Origin of the sequence: Actinomadura sp. NTSP31 (assembly GCF_041951385.1) — a bacterium.
Classification (GTDB): Bacteria; Actinomycetota; Actinomycetes; order Streptosporangiales; family Streptosporangiaceae; genus Spirillospora; species Spirillospora napierensis.
Map to the genome: position 1 here is coordinate 40,405 of NZ_JBGNUT010000006.1, position 22,113 is coordinate 62,517.

Below are 22,113 nucleotides of genomic sequence, written 5' to 3' on the forward strand. Positions count from 1 at the left end.
CGGCGCTGGGCGAGGCGGTCCTCGGCGACTGCGACGGCGCCCCCTGCACCGCCGCACGCTGAACCCGCCGACCGCCCGACCGCGAGGGCGCGCAGGTCGGCCGCCGGGTCCGGCCGCCGGGTCTCGCGGGGAGCGCTAGTCGCGGCTGTGCGGGTCGATGCGGCGCGGCGCGGGCTCCCGGCCGACCGGCTGGGTCGGCGCCGGACGGGCCGGGAGCTGCTCGATCGGCAGCGTGACCGGCTCGTCCCCGAGCTCGAACTCGTCGCCGTGGTGCCACAGCCGGATGTCCGGGCCGTCGAGCAGCTCGTAGGTGGCCGACTCCGCGGTGACCTCGACCCGCACCCGGCTGCCCCGGTACCGCATCCGGAACGCCAGCCGGCTGATGCCGCCCGGCAGCCGCGGCGCGAACCGCAGCCGCCCGCCGCCGGCCCGCATCCCGCCGAACCCGGCGACGAGGCCGCTCCACGCGCCCGCCATCGACGCCACGTGCAGCCCGTCGCGGGTGTTGTGGTTCAGGTCGTGCAGGTCCATCAGCGCGGTCTCGCCGAGGTAGTCGTGCGCCAGCTCCTGATGCCCGACCTCGGCCGCGACCACCGCCTGCGTCTGCGCCGACAGCGACGAGTCCCGGACCGTCAGGCCCTCGTAGTATTCGAAGTTGCGGGCCTTCTGCTCGTCGGTGAACTCCTCGCCGCACAGGTGCAGCGCCAGCACCAGGTCGGCCTGCTTGACCACCTGCTTGCGGTACAGGTCGAAGTAGGGGAAGTTCAGCAGCAGCGGGTAGTGGTCGGGCTTGGTCGCCGCGAAGTCCCAGCGGGCGTGGTTGGTGAAGTTCTCGCTCTGCGGGTGGACGCCCAGCCGCTCGTCGTAGGGGATCACCATCGCCGCCGCCGCGTCCCGCCACGACGCGGCCTCCTCGGCGTCCACGCCGAGCCGGTCGCACATGTCGGGATGGCGCATCGCCGTCTCCGCCGCCTCCAGCAGGTTCCGGCGCGCCATCAGGTTGGTGTAGACGTTGTTGTCCACGACCGCGCTGTACTCGTCGGGGCCCGTGACGCCGTCGATGCGGAACACGCCGCCGACGTCGTGGTGGCCGAGGCTGCGCCACAGCCGCGCCGTCTGCACCAGGATCTCCAGCCCGATCTCCCGCTCGAACTGCACGTCCTCGGTGGCGTCGACGTACCGGGCGACGGCGTCGGCGATGTCGGCGTTGATGTGGAACGCCGCGGTGCCGGCGGGCCAGTAGCCGGAGCATTCGTGGCCGCGGATCGTCCGCCACGGGAACGCGGCGCCGGACAGGCCGAGCTGGTTGGCCCGCTCGCACGCCAGCGGCAGTGTCATGTGCCGCCAGGCGAGCGCGTCGGCGGCGGCGTCGGGCGCGGTGTAGGTCAGCACCGGGAGCACGAACGTCTCGGTGTCCCAGAACGTGTGCCCGTCGTAGCCCGGGCCCGTCAGCCCCTTCGCCGGGATCATGCGGCGTTCCGCGCGGGCGCCCGCCTGGAGGGTGTGGAACAGCCCGAACCGGACCGCCTGCTGGATCTCGGCGTCCCCGTCGACCTCCACGTCGGCGCCGCACCAGAAGTCGTCCAGGTACTGGCGCTGCTCGGCCAGCAGCCCCTCCCAGCCGGTCTGCCGCGCGCCCGCCAGCGCCCCGACCACCTGGTCGTGCAGCGCCGGCCGGGACCGCTGGCTGGACCACCCGTACGCCAGGTACTTGATGATCCGCAGCCGCTGCCCCGGCTCCAGCCGCGTCGCGACCGTCAGCCGGCCCACGTCGGGCGAGCTCTCGGTCTCGATCGCCATCGACTCGGGGCCCTCGATGTGGTGCGACATGCCCGCCGACATCCGCAGGCCGCTCTGCCGCGTCCGGTGCAGCAGCAGCACCTTGGTGCCGTTGGCGACGTGCTCCTCGCTGATCAGCGGGTGGTCCAGGATCGCCGAGGCGCGCGGGTCCTTGTTGCCGTCCGGCAGCGCCTCGTTGGCCACCAGCTCCGACTGCGCGACGACCCGCATGGACTGGTTGACCGGCTCCACCTCGTAGCAGATCGCCGCCACGGCCCGCTGCGTCAGCGACACCATCCGCACCGACGTCACCTTGATGCGCTGGTCGGCGGGGGAGGTCCACTCCACATGCCGGGTGAGGGTGCCCTCCCGCATGTCGAGCACCCGCTCGTGGTGGTGGACGCGCCCGTACCGCACGTCCAGCGGCTCGTCGTCCACCAGCAGCCGGATCACCTTGCCGTTGGTGACGTTGATGACCGTCTGCCCGGACTCGGGGTAGCCGTAGGCGACCTCGGCGTGCGGCAGCGGCCGCTGCTCGTAGAAGGAGTTCAGGTAGGTGCCCGGCATGCCGTGCGGCTCGCCCTCGTCGAGGTTGCCGCGCATGCCGAGATGGCCGTTGGACAGCGCGAACACCGACTCGCTCTGCGCCAGCCGGTCCAGCCGCAGCTCCGGCTCGCGCACGCACCACGGCTCCACCGTGAAGGCCGGCCGGTCGACGCTGGTCTGCCCTTCCCGGTCGGTCACTTGCCCTCCAGCAGCTCGGAAAGGTCGTTCACGACCACGTCGGCGCCGTGCTCGGCGAGCGCCTCGGCGTGCTCGTCGTCGACCCGGTTGACGCCGACGACGTAGGCGAACCCGCCGGCCCGGCCCGCCTGCACTCCGGCGAGCGCGTCCTCGAACACCACGGCCCGCGCGGCGGGCACGTCCAGCTCCTTCGCCCCCGCGAGGAACATGTCGGGCGCGGGCTTGCCGGGCAGGTTCCGGTCCGCCGCGACGACGCCGTCCACCCGGGCGTCGAACAGGTCGGTGATGCCGACGGAGCTCAGCACCTGGACGGTGTTGGCGCTGGAGGACACCACCGCCGTCTTCAGCCCGGCCGCGCGGGCCGCGCGGACGAAGTCGATCGACCCGTCGAAGGTCTCCACGCCCTTCTCCTCGATCAGCTTGAGGACCAGGGCGTTCTTGCGGTTCCCGAGGCCGCGGACGGTGGCGTTCTCCGGCGGGTCGTCCGGATCGCCCTCGGGCAGGGCGATGCCGCGCGACTCCAGGAACGAGCGCGTCCCGTCCTCGCGCTTCTTGCCGTCGACGTAGCGCCCGTAGTCCTTGACCGGGTCGAAGGGGACGAACGGCTCGGACGTCTCCCGCGCGCGTTCGCGCAGGTAGCCGTCGAACATCTCCTTCCAGGCCGCCGCGTGCACGGCGGCGGTCCGGGTAAGCACCCCGTCGAGATCGAACAGACATGCCGCCGCCGCGTCCGGCAGTCCAAGCATCCGCACCCCCTGGATGACACGATCGCCATGGTCCTCAACGTGCGTTCCCGTTCCCTCGCCGGAACAGGACATGCGGGGCCGGCGTTCGAACGGTGGGGATCATGATCGTCGTACAACCCCTCGGCCAGGGTGGCACACGAACAGGAGAAGGCAAATGCAAATGGCGCGTATAGGTGTCACGGGGCTCGCGGTGATGGGCCGGAACCTGGCCCGCAACCTCGCCCGGCACGGTCATCCCGTCGCCGTGCACAACCGCACCGCGGCCCGCACGAAGGCGCTGGTGGAGGAGTTCGGCGACGAGGGGACCTTCCTGCCCGCCGAGACCGCCGAGCAGTTCGTGGCGTCGCTGGAGCGGCCCCGCCGCCTGGTGGTCATGGTGAAGGCGGGCGCGCCCACCGACGCCGTCATCGACGAGTTCGCGCCGCTGCTGGAGCCCGGCGACATGATCGTGGACGGCGGCAACGCGCACTTCGCCGACACCCGCCGCCGCGAGGCCGCGCTGCGCGAGCGCGGGATCCACTTCGTCGGGGCGGGCATCTCCGGCGGCGAGGAGGGCGCGCTGCACGGCCCGAGCATCATGCCGGGCGGCTCCGCCGAGTCCTACGAGGCGCTCGGCCCGCTGCTGGAGGACATCGCCGCGAAGGTCGACGGGACGCCCTGCTGTACCCACGTCGGCCCCGACGGCGCCGGGCACTTCGTCAAGATGGTGCACAACGGCATCGAGTACTCCGACATGCAGCTGATCGCCGAGTCCTACGACCTGCTGCGGCACGCCGCCGGGCTCGCGCCCGCCGAGATCGCCGAGGTGTTCCGCACCTGGAACACCGGTCGGCTGGAGTCGTACCTGATCGAGATCACCGCCGAGGTGCTCGCGCACACCGACGCCGCCACCGGCACGCCGTTCGTGGACGTCGTCCTCGACCAGGCCGAGCAGAAGGGCACCGGCCGCTGGACCGTCCAGACGGCCCTGGACCTCGGCGTCCCGGTCGGCGGCATCGCCGAGGCCGTGTTCGCCCGGTCCGTGTCGGGCCACGCGGACCTGCGCGAGGCGTCCCGGAACCTGCCCGGGCCGGCCCGCGCCGCGGCCGCCGGGCCCGGCTTCGCCGACGCCGTGGAGAAGGCGCTCTACGCCTCCAAGATCGTCGCGTACGCGCAGGGCTTCCACGAGATCCAGGCGGGCAGCGCCGAGTACGGCTGGAACATCGACGCCGGCGCGATGGCCACCATCTGGCGCGGCGGCTGCATCATCCGCGCCCGCTTCCTGGACCGGATCCGCGCCGCCTACGAGGCCGACCCGTCCACGCCGACGCTGCTCACCGACGACCACTTCGCCGAGGCCCTCGGCGACGCCCAGGACGCCTGGCGGGAGGTCGTCGCCACCGCCGCCCGCCTCGGGATCCCCGCGCCGGGCTTCGCCACCGCGCTCGCCTACTACGACTCGCTGCGCGCCGACCGGCTGCCGGCCGCGCTCACCCAGGGGCAGCGCGACTTCTTCGGCGCCCACACCTACCGCCGCGTCGACCGCGACGGCTCCTTCCACACCCTCTGGGGCGGCGACCGCACCGAGGTCACGGCCTGACCGGGCGTCCCGCCTCTCGCGCCGGAGGGGCGGGACGGTCAGCCCTCGCGCCAGGCCGGCGACTCCAGCGCGCCGGCGGCCTGCGGGCCCATCAGCCCGAGCGCCCCGTCCACGAACAGCGAGGCGCCCGTGACGTAGGACGCGCCGGGGCTCGCCAGGAACGCGATCGCCTCCGCGACCTCGCGGGCGTGGCCGGGCCTGGCGAGCGGGTACCCGGGCCTGCTGGCCGGCTCCGGCGGCCGGTCGTGCTGCCCGGTCATCGGCGTCGCGATCTCGCCGGGCGCGACCGTGTTCACCGTGATCCCGTACTGCGACAGCTCCAGCGCGAGGACGCGCGCGAGCATCTTCAGCCCGCCCTTCGCCGCGCAGTACGGCCCCGACCCGACGCGCGGGTACTCCTCGTGGACGCTGGTGACGTTCACGACCCGCCCGCCCTCACCGCGGTGGATCATCCGGCGCGCCGCCCGCTGGGTGCACAGGAACGCGCCGTCCAGGTCGACCGACAGCACCTCGCGCCACTCGCCGAGGTCCATGTCGAGGACGGGCCGCGCGCTGCCCGTGCCCGCGTTGTTCACCAGCACGCCCAGCCCGCCGAGCTCGTCGGCCAGCTCGTCCACCGCGCCGGCCGCCTTTTCCGGGTCGGTCAGGTCGTGCCGCCGGACGGCGGCCCGCCGCCCCGCCTCGGTGATCTCCCGGGCCGTCCCCTCGGCGCCCTCCCGGTCGGACCGGTACGTGACGCCGACGTTGAAGCCCTTGCGGGCGAGCAGGACCGCCGTCGCCTTCCCGATGCCGCTGTCGGCGCCGGTGACGACGGCGACCCGGTCGTAGCCGCTCACGACTCGACGTCGTCGCGTTCGACGCCGGCGATCGGGTTGCCGTCCCGCGTGCCGTTCCCCTCCCTGCTCTCGTAGCCCTCGGCGGCGCTGCCCGTGCCGGGCACGACCCGCTCGTGCGGCAGCTCCTCGCTTCCCGAACTGGCCCCGGGCCCCCGGTCGGCGGGATCGTTCTTCCTCACCATGACTGCGTCCTTTCGTGTCCGTTCCGGTTTCGTCCAGCACGTTCTTGCCCCACGATCGAGCCCTAACCGGCCATGTTCCGGAATCGGGTGGTCTGTCGCGGAAGGCCCGTGTAGATAGGTCATCCAGAGCGGCACATGGGAGGCGACGTGGCGAGCGGCCCAAAGATCGATCGCACACACTGGCCGCAGGACGGTCCCTATCGGCGGCTTCTGGAGCATCTCGCGAACGTCCACCATGACAACGGCGGCAGGAGCCTCCGCGCGATCGCGGGCCGCATGCACCTCAGCTCGGCGACCCGCGTCAACGACATCCTGCGCGGACGCCGCCGCCCGGTCGACGCGGACCAGCTGGCGGCGCTCGTCCGCGCCCTCGGCGGGGGAGACGACGACGTCCGCGCCGCCGTCCGGCTGTACGAGCGGCTGCCGCCCGCCAAGCCGGGCGGTCCGCCGCCGCACCCGTGGGCGGAGATGGTCCGCGAGCACGCCGCATGGGATCGGGTCGACCCCCAGCGCGACATGACCGCGTTCCAGAACGGGGCGGCGGCCGTCGCCGACCGTCTCGGCGCCCTCGTCCGCGACGCCGAAGCGGCACTGGACGACGATCCGTGGCTCGACCCGGACCTGGCCGTCCGCTTCACCGGACGGACCGACTGGCTCCTACGGACGCCGCTCGCCGAAGCCCTGCGCGACCTGTCCCCCGCCGAGGCTGCGCTCCTCGCGCTCGTCCCCCTGCTGCACCATGCGCATATGGCCCGGACGCTCGCCGGACTCCGCGAGATCGACCCGCTCGACTTCGACTCGGAAGGCGCGGACGGGCCGCGGCGCGAATACGCGACCTTCCTGCGCGGCCAGCGGGAGCTCGTCGACCGTGCGATGGCCCGCACGCTGCCCGACCGCGACGCCGCCGGGACCGAGATCGGCTGGTGGCTGTTCCACCGCTGGGCGGCCCGGTACCCGGTGGCCTACCGGCTGGGCGCCGTCCGCGGCCTGCTGGACGACACCCGGATCGCCGACCCGCGGCTGCGGGAGGAGGTCCTCGGTACCAAGACCGTCCAGCGCTTCCTCGCGGCCCTCCGCCTGGACCTGTCCGAGCTCGGCGACACCGACCGGAAGAACGCGCCGCAGTTCGAGACCGTCATCTTCGCGGGCGAACCGCACGAGCAGCGCGTCCGCGAACTGCTGATCGGGCAGGTCCTCACGATCGCCTACGCCCTGACGATCGACCTCGTCCGGCTGCCCGACATCGTCGTCCGCCACCTCGGCATCCCCCATCCGGTGGACCTGTCCGAGCTGCGCCGGACCGCGACGGGCCGCGCCCGCTGGGTGCTCCAGTCCGACTGCCTCGTCCTGCGCGCCGACTGCCACCATCCCGCCGAGCTCGAAGGGCTCCGCCAGTACGCGGACCAGGTGGACGCGCTGCTGCACACGGTCCGTCAGGGATGCGGCGACCACTCGACGATGCAGGTCCTCACCCGGCTGCCGTCCCGCGCGTCCGCCGACGACGTCCGCCCGGACACCGACGACGACGGACGGCTCCTGTTCCAGCGCATCAGCCGCTTCCGCCTGGACGAGCGCCGCGTCCAGGACCTGCTAATGGGGGAGCAGCTCTACCAGGACCGCGGCCTGGCCGTCCGCGAGCTGTACCAGAACGCCCTCGACGCCTGCCGGTACCGCAAGGCCGACCTCGCCTACCGCAGACGGGGCGACTGGCTGGACGACTGGGAGGGCCGCGTCCGCTTCGTCCAGGGCGTGGACGAGAACGGCCGCGCCTACCTCGAATGCCGCGACAACGGCATCGGCATGACCGAGTCCGTCCTCACCGACGTCTTCTCGCAGGCAGGCACACGTTTCACCGACACCACCGAATTCCTCATCGAGTCCGCCGACTGGAAGAGCTCCGACCCGCCCATCCCGTTCCACGCCAACAGCCGGTTCGGCATCGGTGTTCTCAGCTACTTCATGATCGCCGACGAGATCGAGGTCGTCACCCGCCCTGTCGACCGCGGCCAGCGTCCCCACCCGACCCTCAAAGCCTCGATCTTCGGGCCCGGCCACCTGTTCCGCATCGAGCATCTCCCCGCCGACCCGTTCACCGGCACCACGGTGAAGCTCTACCTCCGTGACGGCGAGGACGCCCCGTCCTGCGTCGAAGAGCTGCGCCGCCTTCTCGGCATCGCCGAGTTCCGTACCACTGCCGAACACGACGCCCAGCGGGAGATCTGGGAGCCCGGCGTCCTGAAGCCCCGGGTCCGCCCGTCCTGGGAGACCGACGGCCTGAACGTGCACGGAAAGCTCGTCCCCTGGGCCGACCCGGAGGGCGACGGCCGGGTCGTCTGGTGCGAGAAGGGCGGCGGCCTCCTCGTGGACGGCATCTACGTCCAGCCCACCGTCAGACGCGGTGTCCTCGCCGGGCTGGGTGACGGGACATTGCGTGGCGCGGTCGTCGACCTCACCGGAAAGCGCATGCCCGAACGTCTCTCGGTGGATCGCCGGAACGTGCTCTCCGATGCCTCGGGGGAAGTCGAGGACCTTCTGCGGGCGGCGGGACGGCACCTCATGGCGGCAGCGCCCGAGCTGATCGACGTGGACTGGATCGCCGAGGTGACCGAGGCCAGTCCGCGGCTCGGTGACCTGCTAAGCGAGACCGCCGCGGCGGCCGGTGCCGCGTTCCCGACCAGGAGCGGAGCTCTGGACGTCGCACGCACCGGCTGCTTCCTGCAGGATTCGTACCTGATCCGCGACAGGGAGGAGCCGGCGGGCAGCGAATCCCGAAGTATCGGCGTCAACTATTGGCAATGGGACTTCGGTCGGTACCTGAATGACCATGTCCTTGTCTGGCGGCTGGCCGCGCATGGGAAACTGCAGCGGCTGCTGGGTTCCGCAGCTCCGGAGGTCGGCCCGGTGCGGCGGTCATTGCCTTCCGATACGTTCCTGCTGGGGTTCGTCAGTAGATATCTCAGCGCCGAGTACCGTCTCGAAAAAAATGACTGGGAGTGGGAGATCGATGATGTTCGGCGTCATCCTGGTCATGTGCTCTGGGCCGCACAGCTGACCGGATCGACGCCCCGGGAATTGGCGCGGAGGGCGGTGGGCCTCGGCATCCACGAGTTGGAGCCCGGCCGATTCGGTGATACGGACGTCGACCCCGTCGATCTGGCTCTCTTGAGTGAACGCCGCAACGGCCTGCCGCGGTGGCTCGACGTGCGCGACTCCGTGCCGATCGGGCAGATCGTAGCGGTGGCGCTGCAGTTCGGTCGCACCGTCCCAGAACTGGCGGGCCGCCTCGCGCGGTACGGTCACCGGTTGCCCGAGTTCGTTCCGCAAGACGTCCGCCTGGTGCCGCAGGACAACCGTCTGCTTAACTGGCACGATGACAATGGTTTTCCGGTGAACCACAGGCCACGACCACTGCCGGCCAGTCACCTGGTGTGCAGCGCGCGTGATCTGGAATGGTCGGTCTCGGACGTCCGCGAGAGGCTGGCCGCTTTCGGCCTCCAGACGGAGGGACTCTCCCTTCCCGCCAGGCCCTCGGAAGAGGACTACACGTTGTTCGACTGGCGGTTGGACTATTTCGAACGCGACGATTTCGATCCATCTCGTCCGCTGGCTCCGGCGCTTCTAGCCGACGCGTCGGGCGAACTCGGGATCCCTCTTGCCGAAGTCGCCGACCGCCTGAAGGCCTATGGCGTCCTGGTGCCCGAGCGCCTCCCGGATCGCGTCGCCACCGGGGATATGAGCCTGCTCAGCCGGAACGGCGACGGCATGCCGCCGTGGTGGGCCGCACAGGAGGAGATCTCGCTGCCCCGCTTGCTGATCCTCGGTACCCGGGCGGACATGGAGCCGGCGGAGGCGGCCGAACGCCTAGCGGCCTATGGGATGACGATCACAGCGGATGCGTTTCCCGGAAGGCTCGACGAACCCACACTCAGGCTGCTCTCGGAGAGGTTCTTCACTAGCCGGTGGTGGCTCGACCACGATCGTGCCGTCCGCCGGGCGCATCTGGTGCGGGCGTCAGTCGAATTGGGGATCGGCCCGCGTGAGGCGGCCGATCGGTTGCGCGCGTGCGGACTGGTGCTGCCCGAGGGCGAGATTCCCCAGGCGGCCGACCCGGCTGATCTCCTCCTGCTCAGATACCACAGGAACTTCGCTGACGAATGGCTCGACGGGGACAAGCCGGTGCCGTTGTTCCATCTGGCGCAGGCCTCCAACAAGGTGGGCGTCAACATCTGGGAGGCGGCGGAGCGGTTGCGGTGGTTGGGGATGGACGTGCCCGACGTCGATGAAAGCATCGCAGAGGCGCTGCGGCGGCTGCCACTCGCGGCGTGAGCCATACGCTGACGGGATGCGGATACCGGGGGACGAGGAGATTCGGGCGCTGCACGAGCGGCTGGCGCCGAGCCCGGAGGCGTTCGAGCTGGTCTGGACGCACTGCGCGATCGTGTGCCGGATCGCGGAGTGGCTCATGGAACGCGGCGGGCCGGACGTCGACAAGGACCTCGTGCGGGCCGGGTGCCTGCTGCACGACGTCGGGGTCTACCGGCTGTACGACGTCACCGGCGAGGTCGATCACAAGCAGTACATCCGGCACGGGGTGCTCGGATACGAGCTGCTCGAAGCGGAGGGGCTGCCCGAGGCGCTCTGCCGGTTCTGCTCGCACCACACCGGGATGGGGCTGACGCGGGACGACGTCGAGCGGCAGAACCTACCCCTTCCGCCCGGCGACTACCTGGCCGAGACCGGCGAAGAGCGGCTCGTGATGTACGCGGACAAGTTCCACAGCAAGACCGACCCGCCGGCGTTCGTGAACGCGTCGTCCTATGCGGTGCATGTGCGGCGGTTCGGCGGGGACAAGGTCGCGGCCTTCAAGGAGATGCGCGATCTGTACGGCGAGCCCGACCTCAGGCCCCTGGCGGCCGAGTACGGCCACGCCCTCGTGTGACTCAGGGCGTGCGCCCGTGTGCCCTGCGGCGCTGAAGAAACCCTGCTCAGGTGCGTGATCCACGCGGTACGCGGGCGTCGGTGCAACCGCGCACGCCCCCGCAGCGGCGGCGCGGCGCAGGCTGCACTCGTTCACCGGACACGGGACGGGAGTGGTCATGCAGACGATCGTGGAGCTGGCGCCGGTGATCGGCGGTGTCCTGAACGTGGTGGCGGCCGGGATCGGGGTCGCGGCCGCGTGGAGTGGTCGGGGGCGTCAGGGTGGCGCGGGCAGTGGGCGATCCGGGGCAGGATGGAGGGGTGAGCCTGATCGATGAGCTTCCTTCCGGTACCGACGCCGATCCCGATTCGCTGTTCGAGGCGTTCGGGCGATGGGTGTCGGGGCGCGGGATCACGCTGTACCCCGCGCAGGAGGAGGCGCTCATCGAGGTGGTCTCGGGCGCCAACGTGATCCTGTCGACGCCGACCGGGTCGGGCAAGAGCCTGGTGGCGGCGGGGGCGCTGTTCGCGGCGCTCGGCAAGGAGCAGGTCGGGTTCTACACCGCGCCGATCAAGGCGCTGGTGTCGGAGAAGTTCTTCGACCTGTGCGAGATGTTCGGCCGCGAGAACGTCGGGATGATGACCGGCGACGCCAGCGTCAACGCCGACGCGCCGATCGTGTGCTGCACCGCGGAGGTGCTGGCCAACATCGCGCTGCGGGACGGCGCCGACGCCGACATCGGCGTGGTCGTGATGGACGAGTTCCACTTCTACGCCGAGCCGGAGCGCGGCTGGGCGTGGCAGATCCCGCTGCTGGAGCTGCCGCAGGCGCAGTTCCTGCTGATGTCGGCGACGCTCGGCGACGTCGGGTTCTTCCAGAAGGACCTGGCGCGCCGGACGGGCCGGCCGACCGCGCTGGTCACCTCGGCGGAGCGGCCCGTCCCGCTGATCTACGACTACCGGGTCACGCCGCTGCACGAGACGATCGAGGAGCTGCTGGCCGAGCAGAAGGCGCCGATCTACCTGGTGCACTTCACCCAGGCGGCGGCGATCGAGCGGGCGCAGTCGCTGATGAGCATCAACGTGTGCACGAAGGCGGAGAAGGCGCGGATCGCGGAGCTGATAGGCGGGTTCCGGTTCACCACGAAGTTCGGGCGGAACCTGTCGCGGTTCGTCCGGCACGGGATCGGGGTGCACCACGCGGGGATGCTGCCGAAGTACCGGCGGCTGGTGGAGCGCCTCGCGCAGGCCGGGCTGCTGAAGGTCATCTGCGGGACCGACACGCTCGGCGTCGGCGTGAACGTGCCGATCCGCACGGTGGTGTTCACCGCGCTCAGCAAGTACGACGGGCACCGGGTGCGGCGGCTGCGGGCGCGGGAGTTCCACCAGATCGCCGGACGGGCCGGGCGCGCCGGGTTCGACACGGTCGGGTTCGTCGTCGCGCAGGCGCCCGAGCACGTGGTGGAGAACGAGAAGGCCCTGGCGAAGGCGGGCGACGACCCGAAGAAGCGGCGGAAGGTGCAGCGCAAGAAGCCGCCGGAGGGGTTCGTCGGTTGGGACGAGGAGGTCTTCGCGAAGCTCCAGGACGCCGAGCCGGAGATGCTCCGGTCGCGGTTCCAGGTGTCGCACGCGATGCTGCTATCGGTGATCGCCCGCCCGGGCAACGCGTTCCAGGCGATGAAGCGGCTGCTGACCGACAACCACGAGGAGCCGTCGGCGCAGCGCCGGCACATCTCCCGGGCCATCGCGATCTACCGGTCGCTGCTGGCCGGCGGGGTGGTGGAGGTGCTGCCGGAGCCGGACGACCTCGGCCGGTACGCGCGGCTCACCGTGGACCTGCAGGAGGACTTCGCGCTCAACCAGCCGCTGTCGACGTTCGCGCTCGCGACGTTCGAGGTGCTGGACCCGTCGTCGCCGTCGTACGCGCTGGACGTGCTGTCGGTGCTCGAGGCGACGCTGGACGACCCGCGGCAGATCCTCGCCGCGCAGGTCAACAAGGCGCGCGGCGAGGCCGTCCAGGAGATGAAGGCGGAGGGGATCGAGTACGAGGAGCGGATGGAGCTGCTCCAGGACGTCGACCACCCGAAGCCGCTGGAGGACGAGCTCGGCGCCGCGTACGAGATCTACCGGGCCGGGCACCCGTGGGTCGGCGACCACCCGCTGCGGCCGAAGTCGATCGTGCGGGACATGTACGAGCGGGCGATGACGTTCACCGAGTACATCGGGTACTACGAGCTGGCGCGGGCGGAGGGGCTCGTCCTGCGGTACCTGTCGGGGGCGTACAAGGCGCTGCAGCAGACCGTCCCCGAGTCGATCAAGACCGACGACCTGATCGACCTGATCGAGTGGCTGGGGGAGCTGGTCCGGCAGGTGGACTCCAGCCTGCTGGACGAGTGGGAGCAGCTCGCCAACCCGGCCGACGAGGACGTGGACGTGCCGATCGAGGACCGGGTGACGAAGGTGACCGCGAACGCGCGCGCGTTCCGGGTGCTGGTCCGCAACGCGCTGTTCCGGCGGGTGGAGCTGGCGGCGCTGGAGCGCTACCACGAGCTGGGCGAGCTGGACCCCGACTTCGGCGCGGACGCCTGGCGGGAGGCGATGGACGGCTACTTCGGCGAGCACGACGAGCTGCTCACGGGCCCCGACGCGCGCGGGCCGAAGCTGCTGCACATCGAGGAGGTCCCGCAGGACGCGCTGTGGCGGGTCCGGCAGGTGTTCGACGACCCGGCCGGCGACCACGACTGGGGGATCTCCGCCGAGGTCGACCTGGCGGGCTCCGACCAGGAGGGCGCCGCCGTCATCCGGGTCACCGCCGTCGACCGCATGTGAGCGTGACAGGAGGGCTGGGAGATGGTGCAGGTCGCGGTCGCGCAGTTCGCGCCCGGTGAGGACAAGGACGCCAACCTCGCGGAGATCGGGAAGCTCGCCGCCGAGGCGGCCGGGCGCGGCGCGAGGGTCGTCGTGTTCCCGGAGTTCGCGATGTTCACCGCGCCGAGGCTGGACCGGCGGTTCATCGACGCCGCGGAGCCGCTGGACGGGCCGTTCGCGTCCGGGCTCGGTGAACTGGCGCGCCGGCACGGCCTGCACGTGGTGGCGGGCGTGAACGAGCGGCTGGACGACCCGGACCGGATCTCCAACACCCTCCTCGCGATCGGCCCGGACGGCGCCGTCGCCGCGACGTACCGCAAGACGCACCTGTACGACGCGTTCGGTTACCAGGAGTCGGAGGTCGTCCGGCCCGGCGGGATCGGCGACCCGGAGACGTTCGTCGTGGACGGCGTCCGGTTCGGCATGCAGACCTGCTACGACGTCCGGTTCCCCGAGGTGACGCGGCGGATCGTGGACGCGGGCGCGGACGTGCTGGCGCTGCCCGCGGAGTGGGTGCCCGGCCCGCTCAAGGAGGACCACTGGCGCACGCTCGTGCGGGCCCGCGCGATCGAGAACACGATCTATGTGGCGGCCGCCGACCAGTGCGCCCCGACCGGCGCGGGCAACAGCATGATCGTCGACCCGATGGGCGTCGTCGTCGCGGCGCTGGGGGAGACCGCCGGCACCGCGGCCGCCGACGTCTCGCCCGAGCGCGTCGCGGCCGTCCGGAAGAAGAACCCGGCGCTGTCGCTGCGCCGCTTCACCACCGTCCCGCTGACCTGAGGCGGACGACGCGGAACCGGCGCCGCTGGCGGGCCCGGCGGGGCGGGAGACTGTATCGAGCGGGCAACGGTCTTCGCGATTCTCCGTGTGCGGGCGAGCGCGGACCGTGACGATCGGACCGTGCCCGAATCCCGCGACCTCCCCCCGGCCGGATACACCCGCGCCACGCCCCGCCCGCCCCTCCGGACCCGCCTGCTCGGCACCCGCGCGCTGCGGGGCCGTCCCTGGTTCCGGTCGCCCTTCCCGGCCGTGGCGCTCGCCGTCGTCCTGGCGGCGGGCATCGTCGGCATCGCCGGTTTCGGCGCCGGTCACCGGGCGCCGGAGAGAACCCTGACACCGGACGCGGCGAGCCCCTCCGCCCCGATGCCCGCCGCACCGGGCGGTGCGGCCCTGCCAGGGGCGCCGGCCGCGCCGCCGGTCACCGGCACGTCCGCCGTCCCGCCCGGCGATCCCGCGCCGACGGGCGCGGAGGCGGGCCCGCCCGGTGTGCCGCCCGGCGCGGCGGCGCCGCAGCGCACGCCAGGGGCAGGGCCCGCTCCGCCCGGCCCGGCGCACGTCCGTCCCGCCGTCACCCGCCCGCCGCGCCCCCGCCCCCGTCCGCGCCCCCGGCCCGAGCCTCGGCCGCACGTGCCGCACAAGCCGCGCACCGCGCGCCCGGCCCCGCCGTCCTGGATCGGGCCGGAGTGCCGGCGCCGCTTCCCCGGCGACCCGGCGCGCCAGGCCGCCTGCGTCGCCGCCCTCAACGGCTACTACCGGAAATGACCCGGATCACACGAACTCCGGCCGCGCCGGCCGGGTCCTACATGACCATGAACCCGAACGCGTCCGATGCCATCGGCATGGCCCTTGTCAACGCCTTCGCGCAGCGCGGGTACGCCACCGCGCTGCCCGACCCGGACACCATCGCCATCACCCGCAGGGACGGCTCCCAGGTGCGCGGGAGCCTCGCGGAATGGCGGCGGTACGCCGCGAACCGCTCGCCGGCGGAGCTGCCCGCCATGGCGGCCCGGTACGCCGACCAGGCGGTCCAGGCCCTGGAGCAGGGCCCGGCCGCGGCGCCCGCGGGCGGCGGCGCGCGGCGCATGCTGGAGGAGGGGAGCCTGCGCATCCGCCTCTACCCGGAGAACGCGTTCGACGAGCGGATGCGGGCCGCGCTGCTGACCCGGCCGCTCGCCCCCGGGCTGCTGGAGACGGTCGTCGCCGACCTGCCCGACTCGATCGTCCCGCTGAACCGGACCGACCTCGGCGACGTCACCGAGGACGAGGCGTTCGGCGGCGCGCTGGCCCGCTCCATCGAGGGCGAGCCGCACTACGTCCAGGCCACCGACATGGACGGCGTGAAGATCTCCCACATCGGCGAGCAGCACCGCTACATCGGCGCCCACGTGCACGCGCTGCGCCGCCACTTCCCGGGACCGCTGCCGTTCGGCGCGCTGGTCGCCTTCCCGCTGCCCGAGTACGTGACGGTCCACGAGATCGGGCCGGACCCGCACCTCGTCCTCGCGATCAAGACGGTCCAGGACGTGGCGGCGCAGCTCGCCGGGAGCGGGGAGCGGCCGGTCAGCCCGCAGGTCTACTGGTGGCGGCCGGGGGAGTACGAGCGGATGGACGAGCGGACGGGCCTGTACAGCGGGCGCGTCCCGGACCTGCGGCCGGTCGGCGTGCAGGTCGAGCAGGGCGAGGACGGGCGGCTGAAGGTCGGCCTGCTCGGCGACGCGACCGGCGAGCTGGTCCAGGGCTGGGAGGCCGCGCGCCGCTGAACCGGCGACGCGCCGGCGGGGCGCGGGGACGCCCGCGCCTCGGCGCGCTCAGGGCGTCCCGAAGACCTTGCCGGGGTTGAAGATGCCCGCCGGGTCCAGCGCGTCCTTCACCGCGTGGTGCATGGCGATCACGGCCGGCTCCAGCTCGGCGTGCAGGCCGCGCCGCTTGAGCAGGCCGACGCCGTGCTCGCCGGTGACGGTGCCGCCGAGGTCGATGGCGTCCGCGACGATCCGGTCGAACGCCCGCTGGGCCCGCACCCGGGCGTCGTCGTCGCCGGCCGGCGCGATGATCAGCGGGTGCAGGTTGCCGTCGCCGGCGTGCGCGAGGTTGGCGATGTGAGTGCCGGTCTCGGCCGCGGCCGCCTCGATGCGGGTCAGCATCTCCGGGACGAGCGCGCGCGGCACGCACACGTCCTCGGTGAGGACGGGCCCGAGCCGCTCCAGCGCCGGGTAGGCGAGCCGGCGCGCGGCGAACAGCGCCTCGGCCTCCGCCTCGTCGGAGGAGCGGGCGCTCCACGTCGCGCCCGCCTCCTTGAACAGGGCGACCATCGCGTCGGCCTCCGCCTCGCCGGCCTCGCCGGGCAGGTCGGTACGGCCGAGGAGCAGGACGTTCGCGTCGGCGGACAGCCCCATGTTCCGCCACGCGTCGACCGCCTCCAGGCAGTGCCGGTCGACGAGCTCCAGCGCGCTCGGCACGATCCCGGCGGCGGTGACGCGGCTGACGGCCTCGCCCGCGTCCCGCAGCGTGTCGAAGTAGCCGACGATGGTGCGCTCGGGGGCGCGCGCGCCGCGCAGCCGCACGGTGACCTCGGTGATGACGCCCAGCGTCCCCTCGGAGCCGACCATCAGCCCGCACAGGTCGTACCCGGTGACGCCTTTGGCGGTGCGGCGGCCCAGCCGCACCACCTCGCCGCGCCCGACGACCGCCTCGACGGCCAGCACGTAGTCGCGGGTCACGCCGTACTTGACGCAGCACAGGCCGCCGGCGTTGGTCGCCGTGTTCCCGCCGATCGTGGACCACGGCGAGCTGGCCGGGTCCGGCGGGTACCACAGGCCGCGCTCGGCGGCGGCGAGCCGCAGCGCGTCGTTGACCACGCCGGGCTGGACGACCGCGAGCCGCTCGGCGGCGTCGATCTCGACGATCTCGTTCATCGCCTCCAGGGACAGCAGCACGCACCCGTCCAGGGCGTTCGCGCCGCCGGACAGCCCGGTGCCGGCGCCGCGCGGGACGACCGGGACGCCGTGCTCGGCGCACGCGGCCACGACGGCCCGGACGTCCTCGGTGGATCCGGCGCGGACGAGTGCGGCGGGCGTCCCGTGGGGCGCCCATTCCGCCTCGTCATGGGAGTAGGAGGCGACCACGTCCGGGTCGGTGACGAGCCGGGCGGCGGGGACGGCGTCGCGGAGGGCATCGAGGAAAGCGGGCATGTCCCCACGTAATCACACCGCCGCGGCAGGGTGGGGCGGTGGTCAGGCCGCCTCGGAGGTGAGCAGCCGGGTGACGTCGGCGCGCAGCTCCGCCACGTCGACGCCCGCCTCGGTCGCGAGCCGCACCGACAGGAAGTCGTCGTCGTGCAGGATGCCGAGCAGGATGTGGCCGGCGTTGATCTCCTTCTGCTTGAGCCGGACCGCGTGCCGCAGGCTCAGCTCCAGGGCCTTCTTGGCCTTCGGCGTGAACGGGATGTGGCCGTTCGGGCGGCCCTTGCGCCCGCGCGGGGCGTCGAGGGCGCCCTCGCCGAACGCCTCCTCCGTCGCCTCCCGGACGGCGTCGAGGTCGATGCCGAGGGTGCGCAGCGCCTCGGGGTCGAGCGGGTCGTCGACGTGGCGGACGATCCGCTGCCGCAGGTCGGACGCCTCGAGCCCGTGCGCCCGCAGCGTCGCGCGCATGGCGTTGTCGTGGGCGCAGAACGCGAGCAGCAGGTGCTCGGTGCCGATGTGGTGGTGGTTCAGCATGCGGGCGTCCTCCTGGGCGAGGACGACGACGCGCCGCGCGTCCTTGGTGAAACGCTCGAACATCTCCTACTGCTCCTTTTTGAGGAGGCGGCGCCCGCCGCCGTGCTTCTTGTGGACGGCCTGCCGGCTCACGCCGAGGCAGACCGCGATGTCCTGCCAGGACCAGCCCTGGTCGCGGGCGCTGGCGACCTGCAGCGCCTCCAGCCGCTCGGCCAGCTCGCGCAGCGCGCGGACGGCGCGCAGCCCGACGGCCGGATCCCTGCTGCTCGCCTCCTGGGCGAGCGTCACTCCATCGCTCATGCATGTCAATGTAGGTTGACACTCGGCGCGTGTCAACCGATGTTGACGCCTGCGCGGCGGATCAGGAGAGCTTCAGCAGCGTGGTGAGCAGGTCGTCCAGGCTGACCAGGCCCGCGACGCGGCCGTCCGGCGCCACCGCCAGCCCCAGCTGGCTGTGCCGCGCCCGCAGCGTCGCGACGGCCTCGCCGACCGGCGTGCCCACCGGCATCGCCGGCACCGGATGCGCCAGCTCCCCGGCCGGGGTGTCCCGCCCGCGCGCCCGCGCCAGGTAGGCGTCGCGGACGTGCACCATCCGCGCCTGCCCCCGGCCCGAGCCGCGCAGCATGATCCGGACCCGGCCGGTGCGCGCGGCGGTGTCGATGACCTCCTGCGGCGACGCCTCCGGCGGCACCGACACGATCTCGGCCACCGGCACCACCAGGTCCGACAGCGGCGCGCGCGGCGCGTCCAGCGCGGCCGTGAGCAGCGTCAGGTCGCCCTGCCCGATCAGGCCGAGCCGCCGTGACTCCTCGGCGATGCTGCGCAGCTGCTCGGGCGTCCGCGACACCTCCCGCGTCTCGCCCGGATGCACGCCGACCGCGCGCAGCAGCAGGTTCGTGGCCCCGTTCAGCGCCGCCAGCAGCGGCCGGACGACCGTCGTGAACGCCCGGAACGGCAGCGCCAGCACCGTCGCCGACCGCTCCGGCCCCGCGATGGAGAACGACTTCGGCGCCATCTCCCCGACGACCATGTGCAGGAACGTCACCACGCCGAGCGCCAGCACGAACCCGATCGCATGCGACACGCCGCCGGGCAGCCCCACGGCGTGGAACAGCGGCGACAGCGCCTCGGTGAACACCGGCTCGGAGACCAGGCCCAGCCCGAGGGAGCACATCGTGATGCCGAGCTGCGCGCCCGCGAGGGTCAGCGACAGCTCGCCGATGCCCGCCACCGCCGCGCCCGCGGCCCGGCTCCCGCGCGCGGCGGCCCGCTCCAGCCGCGGCCGCTTCGCCGCCACCAGCGCGAACTCGGTCGCGACGAAGAACCCGTTGCCGGCCAGCAGCGCCAGCGTGACCGGGACGCCCAGCGTGAGGTTCACCGGCCCCCGCCCTTCCGTCCCCGGTCCCCGCCGTCCCCGCCGCCCGCGCCGCGCTCGCCGGGGGGCGCGTCGACGGTGCGGACCCGGATCAGCTCCGGGACGTGCCGGTGCACGGTCAGCACCTCCACCACGGCCGTGCGCGGCGGCTCGTCCAGCCGGGTCGGCTCCAGCCCCACCCGCACCACGTCGCCGGGCCGCGCCACCCGGCCGAGCCGCCGCAGCAGCAGCCCCGCGACGGTCTCGTAGTCGCCCTCCGGCAGCGCGATCCCGGTCTCGTGCGCCACCTCGTCCACCCGCAGCCCGGCGTCGGTCGTCCACCACTCGCCGCGCCGGATCGCCAGGTCCTCGTCCGGGTCGTGCTCGTCGGCGATCTCCCCGACCAGCTCCTCCGCGACGTCCTCCCAGGTGATCAGCCCGGCGAAGCCGCCGTACTCGTCCACCACGCACGCCACCGGGACGTCGGCGCCGCGCAGCCGCGCCACCACGTCCGGCAGCGGCAGCGACGACGGCAGCAGCAGCGGCGGCCGGGCGATCGCGCCCACCTCGGTCCGCTCCGACTCCGCCGGGTCCAGCAGGATCAGCTCGGCCAGCCCGACGATCCCGACCACGTCGTCGACCCGCTCCCCGACCACGGGGTAGCGGGAGTGGCCGCTCGCGGTGATGACCTCGCTCAGCTCCGACGCGCGGGCCGACGCGGGCACCGTCACCACGTCCACCCGCGGCACCATGACCTCCTCGGCGTCGCGCTCGGAGAACGCCAGCGCCCGCTCCAGCAGGTCGGCGTGCGCCTCCTGGAACTGCTCGCCGGACTCGCCGATGATGTGCCCGAGCTCCTCCAGCGTCGCGCCGTGGTGCAGCTCCTCGACCGGCTCGATGCCGGCCGCCCGCACCAGCCGGTTCGCCGCCGCGTCGAACAGCCGGATCAGCGGCGCCGCCACCGCCAGGTAGACCAGCGTGGACCCGGCCAGCCACCGGGCCATCGCCTCCGCCCGCGCCAGCGCCAGGTTCTTCGGGAACAGCTCGCCCAGCACCATCTGCACCACCGTCGCCAGCACGAACCCGAGCGCCACCGCGACGCCGCCGGACGCCCCGCGCGGCACCCCCGCGGCGTCCAGCACCGGCGAGATCAGGTCGGCCAGCGCCGGCTTGGCGATGAAGCCGACCACCAGCGCGGTCACGGTGATGCCGAGCTGCGCGCCCGACAGCATGAACGACAGCCGCTCCATCACCCGGACGGCGCGCGCCGCCGCGCGGTCGCCCTCCGCCGCCCGCTGGTCCAGCAGCGGGCGGTCCGCGGTGACGAACGCGAACTCCTGCGCCACGAAGTAGCCCGTCGCGGCGGTCAGCAGCAGCACCGCCAGCAGGCCCAGCGCGCCGTTCACCGGCGGCTCCCCGCACGGCGAGCCGCCGGTCCGGTGGCCGGTGGACCGCTCTGCCCGGACACGATCCCCCTTCCGCGCGTCCCCGCAAGATCCCTTCCTACCCTGCCAGGGCCCGGCATGCTCCGCGAGACCCGCCCCGCGCGGGACGGGCCGGGCTAGTGCGCGGTGATGAGGACGACGCCCGCCGCGACCACGCAGGCCGCGGCGATCCGGCGCGGGCCGAGCCGCTCGGAGAAGAACACCGCGCCGATGACCGCGCCCGCGATCACCCCGGTCTCGCGCAGCGCCGCGACCGACGCCAGCGCCCCGCGGGTCTGCGCCCACAGCACGATCCCGTACGCCGCCATCGAGATGAGGCCGCCCGCCAGGCCGCGCAGGACGGCGGGCCGGTCCAGCCGGGTGAGCGTCGCGCGGCCGCGCAGGGCCAGCACGATCGCGACCGTCAGCGGCGCCTGGATCCCGAACAGCCACGACGTGTAGGGCAGCGAGCCGCCCGCGTGGCGCACCCCGACGCCGTCCAGCAGCGTGTAACCCGCGATGGACACGCCGGTCAGCAGCGCCGCCGCCACGGCGCGCGGATCCCGCCGCGGGCCGCCTTCCGCGCGCTCCCGGCCGCCGGTGAAGGCCAGCACCCAGAGCCCGCCGCAGACCGCGGCGACACCCGCGTCCTGCACCCACGAGAGCCGCTCGCCGAGCGCGACCGCCGCCACGACCGCCACCAGCAGCGGGGCGCTGCCCCGCGCGAGCGGGTACACCTGGCTGAAGTCGCCCAGCTGGTACGCCATCAGCAGCAGCCCCATGTACACGATGTGGACGGCGGCCGACGCGGCCAGCCACGGCCACGCCGCCCGGTCCGGCGGGCCGACCAGCAGACCCAGCGGCACCACCACCAGCGCTTCGCCCAGGGCGATCAGCGCGAACGAGGCCCACCGGTCCGTAGCGCCCTTCGCGATCGCGTTCCAGGTGGCGTGCAGCACTCCGGCGAAGATCACGGCGAGGGCGACGGTCATGCGCCCACCTCACCGCGGAAGGGCCGTCCCGTGCACCGATTTAGGTCCGGGCTAAAGGATCGCGGACGACCGCCGGACAGGCCGAATTTCCGGATCTCGTGACATTCGGGGGATGGCTGGGCACAAGTGATAGCAAGGAAAGGAAGGAAAGGGCAGACGTCCCGCCGGAGGGCCTCGGCACTCCGCGGGACCTCCC

Annotated in this window: 17 protein-coding genes; 7 read left to right on the top strand and 10 right to left on the bottom strand. The window is 73.1% G+C overall.

Annotated features, from left to right (window positions below; all coding sequences use genetic code 11):
• Positions 1-135 precede the first annotated feature (135 nt).
• Both ACA514_RS12005 and ACA514_RS12010 read right to left on the bottom strand, forming a co-directional pair.
• Complete coding sequence (locus ACA514_RS12005) at positions 136-2,523, bottom strand: glycoside hydrolase family 65 protein (RefSeq protein WP_375041149.1); 2,388 nt, start codon at positions 2,521-2,523, stop codon at positions 136-138.
• Positions 2,520-3,269 (bottom strand): HAD family hydrolase, encoded by a 750-nt coding sequence (locus ACA514_RS12010; RefSeq protein ID WP_375041493.1) that lies wholly within the window; start codon positions 3,267-3,269, stop codon positions 2,520-2,522. The genes ACA514_RS12005 and ACA514_RS12010 overlap by 4 nt, the downstream gene beginning before the upstream one ends.
• 154 nt (positions 3,270-3,423) lie before the next feature.
• Here ACA514_RS12010 and gndA point away from each other — a divergent pair, with 154 nt between their 5' ends.
• Positions 3,424-4,848, top strand: coding sequence for an NADP-dependent phosphogluconate dehydrogenase (gene gndA / locus ACA514_RS12015; RefSeq protein WP_375041150.1), 1,425 nt, complete (start codon positions 3,424-3,426; stop codon positions 4,846-4,848).
• A gap of 38 nt (positions 4,849-4,886) precedes the next feature.
• On the opposite strand, the gene ACA514_RS12020 is transcribed toward gndA, so the two are convergent.
• On the bottom strand, positions 4,887-5,684 hold the full coding sequence (locus ACA514_RS12020) for an SDR family oxidoreductase (protein ID WP_375041151.1): 798 nt from the start codon (positions 5,682-5,684) through the stop codon (positions 4,887-4,889).
• Positions 5,681-5,866, bottom strand: a complete 186-nt coding sequence (locus ACA514_RS12025; protein ID WP_375041152.1) for a hypothetical protein — start codon at positions 5,864-5,866, stop codon at positions 5,681-5,683. Before ACA514_RS12025 ends, ACA514_RS12020 begins: the two co-directional genes overlap by 4 nt.
• Before the next feature lie 468 nt (positions 5,867-6,334).
• On the opposite strand from ACA514_RS12025, the gene ACA514_RS12030 reads away from it, so the two are divergent.
• From ACA514_RS12030 to ACA514_RS12055, 6 genes are all read left to right on the top strand, one after another.
• On the top strand, positions 6,335-10,192 hold the full coding sequence (locus ACA514_RS12030) for a hypothetical protein (RefSeq protein ID WP_375041153.1): 3,858 nt from the start codon (positions 6,335-6,337) through the stop codon (positions 10,190-10,192).
• Positions 10,193-10,208: 16 nt separating this feature from the next.
• Positions 10,209-10,805: an HD domain-containing protein gene (locus ACA514_RS12035; protein WP_375041154.1), complete on the top strand. Its 597-nt coding sequence runs from the start codon at positions 10,209-10,211 to the stop codon at positions 10,803-10,805.
• A 299-nt stretch (positions 10,806-11,104) separates the two neighbouring features.
• On the top strand, positions 11,105-13,612 hold the full coding sequence (locus ACA514_RS12040) for a DEAD/DEAH box helicase (protein ID WP_375041155.1): 2,508 nt from the start codon (positions 11,105-11,107) through the stop codon (positions 13,610-13,612).
• A gap of 21 nt (positions 13,613-13,633) precedes the next feature.
• Positions 13,634-14,434, top strand: a complete 801-nt coding sequence (locus tag ACA514_RS12045) for a carbon-nitrogen hydrolase family protein (protein WP_375041156.1) — start codon at positions 13,634-13,636, stop codon at positions 14,432-14,434.
• Between the two features lie 120 nt (positions 14,435-14,554).
• The gene (locus tag ACA514_RS12050; RefSeq protein WP_375041157.1) at positions 14,555-15,196 is read left to right on the top strand and encodes a hypothetical protein; all 642 of its coding nucleotides are present in this window, start codon (positions 14,555-14,557) and stop codon (positions 15,194-15,196) included.
• Positions 15,193-16,194, top strand: a complete 1,002-nt coding sequence (locus ACA514_RS12055; RefSeq protein ID WP_375041158.1) for a hypothetical protein — start codon at positions 15,193-15,195, stop codon at positions 16,192-16,194. Before ACA514_RS12050 ends, ACA514_RS12055 begins: the two co-directional genes overlap by 4 nt.
• A gap of 48 nt (positions 16,195-16,242) precedes the next feature.
• On the opposite strand, the gene ACA514_RS12060 is transcribed toward ACA514_RS12055, so the two are convergent.
• From ACA514_RS12060 to ACA514_RS12085, 6 genes are all read right to left on the bottom strand, one after another.
• Positions 16,243-17,622, bottom strand: coding sequence for an FAD-binding oxidoreductase (locus tag ACA514_RS12060; protein WP_375041159.1), 1,380 nt, complete (start codon positions 17,620-17,622; stop codon positions 16,243-16,245).
• Between the two features lie 42 nt (positions 17,623-17,664).
• Positions 17,665-18,210, bottom strand: a complete 546-nt coding sequence (locus ACA514_RS12065) for a Clp protease N-terminal domain-containing protein (RefSeq protein WP_375041160.1) — start codon at positions 18,208-18,210, stop codon at positions 17,665-17,667.
• Between the two features lie 3 nt (positions 18,211-18,213).
• Positions 18,214-18,447, bottom strand: coding sequence for a helix-turn-helix domain-containing protein (locus ACA514_RS12070; RefSeq protein ID WP_375041161.1), 234 nt, complete (start codon positions 18,445-18,447; stop codon positions 18,214-18,216).
• A gap of 61 nt (positions 18,448-18,508) precedes the next feature.
• Positions 18,509-19,525: a CNNM domain-containing protein gene (locus ACA514_RS12075; RefSeq protein WP_375041162.1), complete on the bottom strand. Its 1,017-nt coding sequence runs from the start codon at positions 19,523-19,525 to the stop codon at positions 18,509-18,511.
• Positions 19,522-20,907: a hemolysin family protein gene (locus ACA514_RS12080; protein ID WP_375041163.1), complete on the bottom strand. Its 1,386-nt coding sequence runs from the start codon at positions 20,905-20,907 to the stop codon at positions 19,522-19,524. Before ACA514_RS12080 ends, ACA514_RS12075 begins: the two co-directional genes overlap by 4 nt.
• Before the next feature lie 155 nt (positions 20,908-21,062).
• Positions 21,063-21,917, bottom strand: a complete 855-nt coding sequence (locus ACA514_RS12085) for an EamA family transporter (RefSeq protein ID WP_375041164.1) — start codon at positions 21,915-21,917, stop codon at positions 21,063-21,065.
• Positions 21,918-22,113: the final 196 nt, after the last annotated feature.

Coding starts and splice junctions, on each gene's coding strand:
- ACA514_RS12065 (WP_375041160.1), bottom strand. CDS start 18,210: ATGTTCGAGCGTTTCACCAAGGACGCGCGGCGCGTCGTCGTCCTCGCC.
- ACA514_RS12070 (WP_375041161.1), bottom strand. CDS start 18,447: ATGAGCGATGGAGTGACGCTCGCCCAGGAGGCGAGCAGCAGGGATCCG.
- ACA514_RS12035 (WP_375041154.1), top strand. CDS start 10,209: ATGCGGATACCGGGGGACGAGGAGATTCGGGCGCTGCACGAGCGGCTG.
- ACA514_RS12060 (WP_375041159.1), bottom strand. CDS start 17,622: ATGCCCGCTTTCCTCGATGCCCTCCGCGACGCCGTCCCCGCCGCCCGG.
- gndA (WP_375041150.1), top strand. CDS start 3,424: ATGCAAATGGCGCGTATAGGTGTCACGGGGCTCGCGGTGATGGGCCGG.
- ACA514_RS12030 (WP_375041153.1), top strand. CDS start 6,335: ATGGTCCGCGAGCACGCCGCATGGGATCGGGTCGACCCCCAGCGCGAC.
- ACA514_RS12055 (WP_375041158.1), top strand. CDS start 15,193: ATGACCCGGATCACACGAACTCCGGCCGCGCCGGCCGGGTCCTACATG.
- ACA514_RS12025 (WP_375041152.1), bottom strand. CDS start 5,866: ATGGTGAGGAAGAACGATCCCGCCGACCGGGGGCCCGGGGCCAGTTCG.
- ACA514_RS12045 (WP_375041156.1), top strand. CDS start 13,634: ATGGTGCAGGTCGCGGTCGCGCAGTTCGCGCCCGGTGAGGACAAGGAC.
- ACA514_RS12010 (WP_375041493.1), bottom strand. CDS start 3,269: ATGCTTGGACTGCCGGACGCGGCGGCGGCATGTCTGTTCGATCTCGAC.
- ACA514_RS12085 (WP_375041164.1), bottom strand. CDS start 21,917: ATGACCGTCGCCCTCGCCGTGATCTTCGCCGGAGTGCTGCACGCCACC.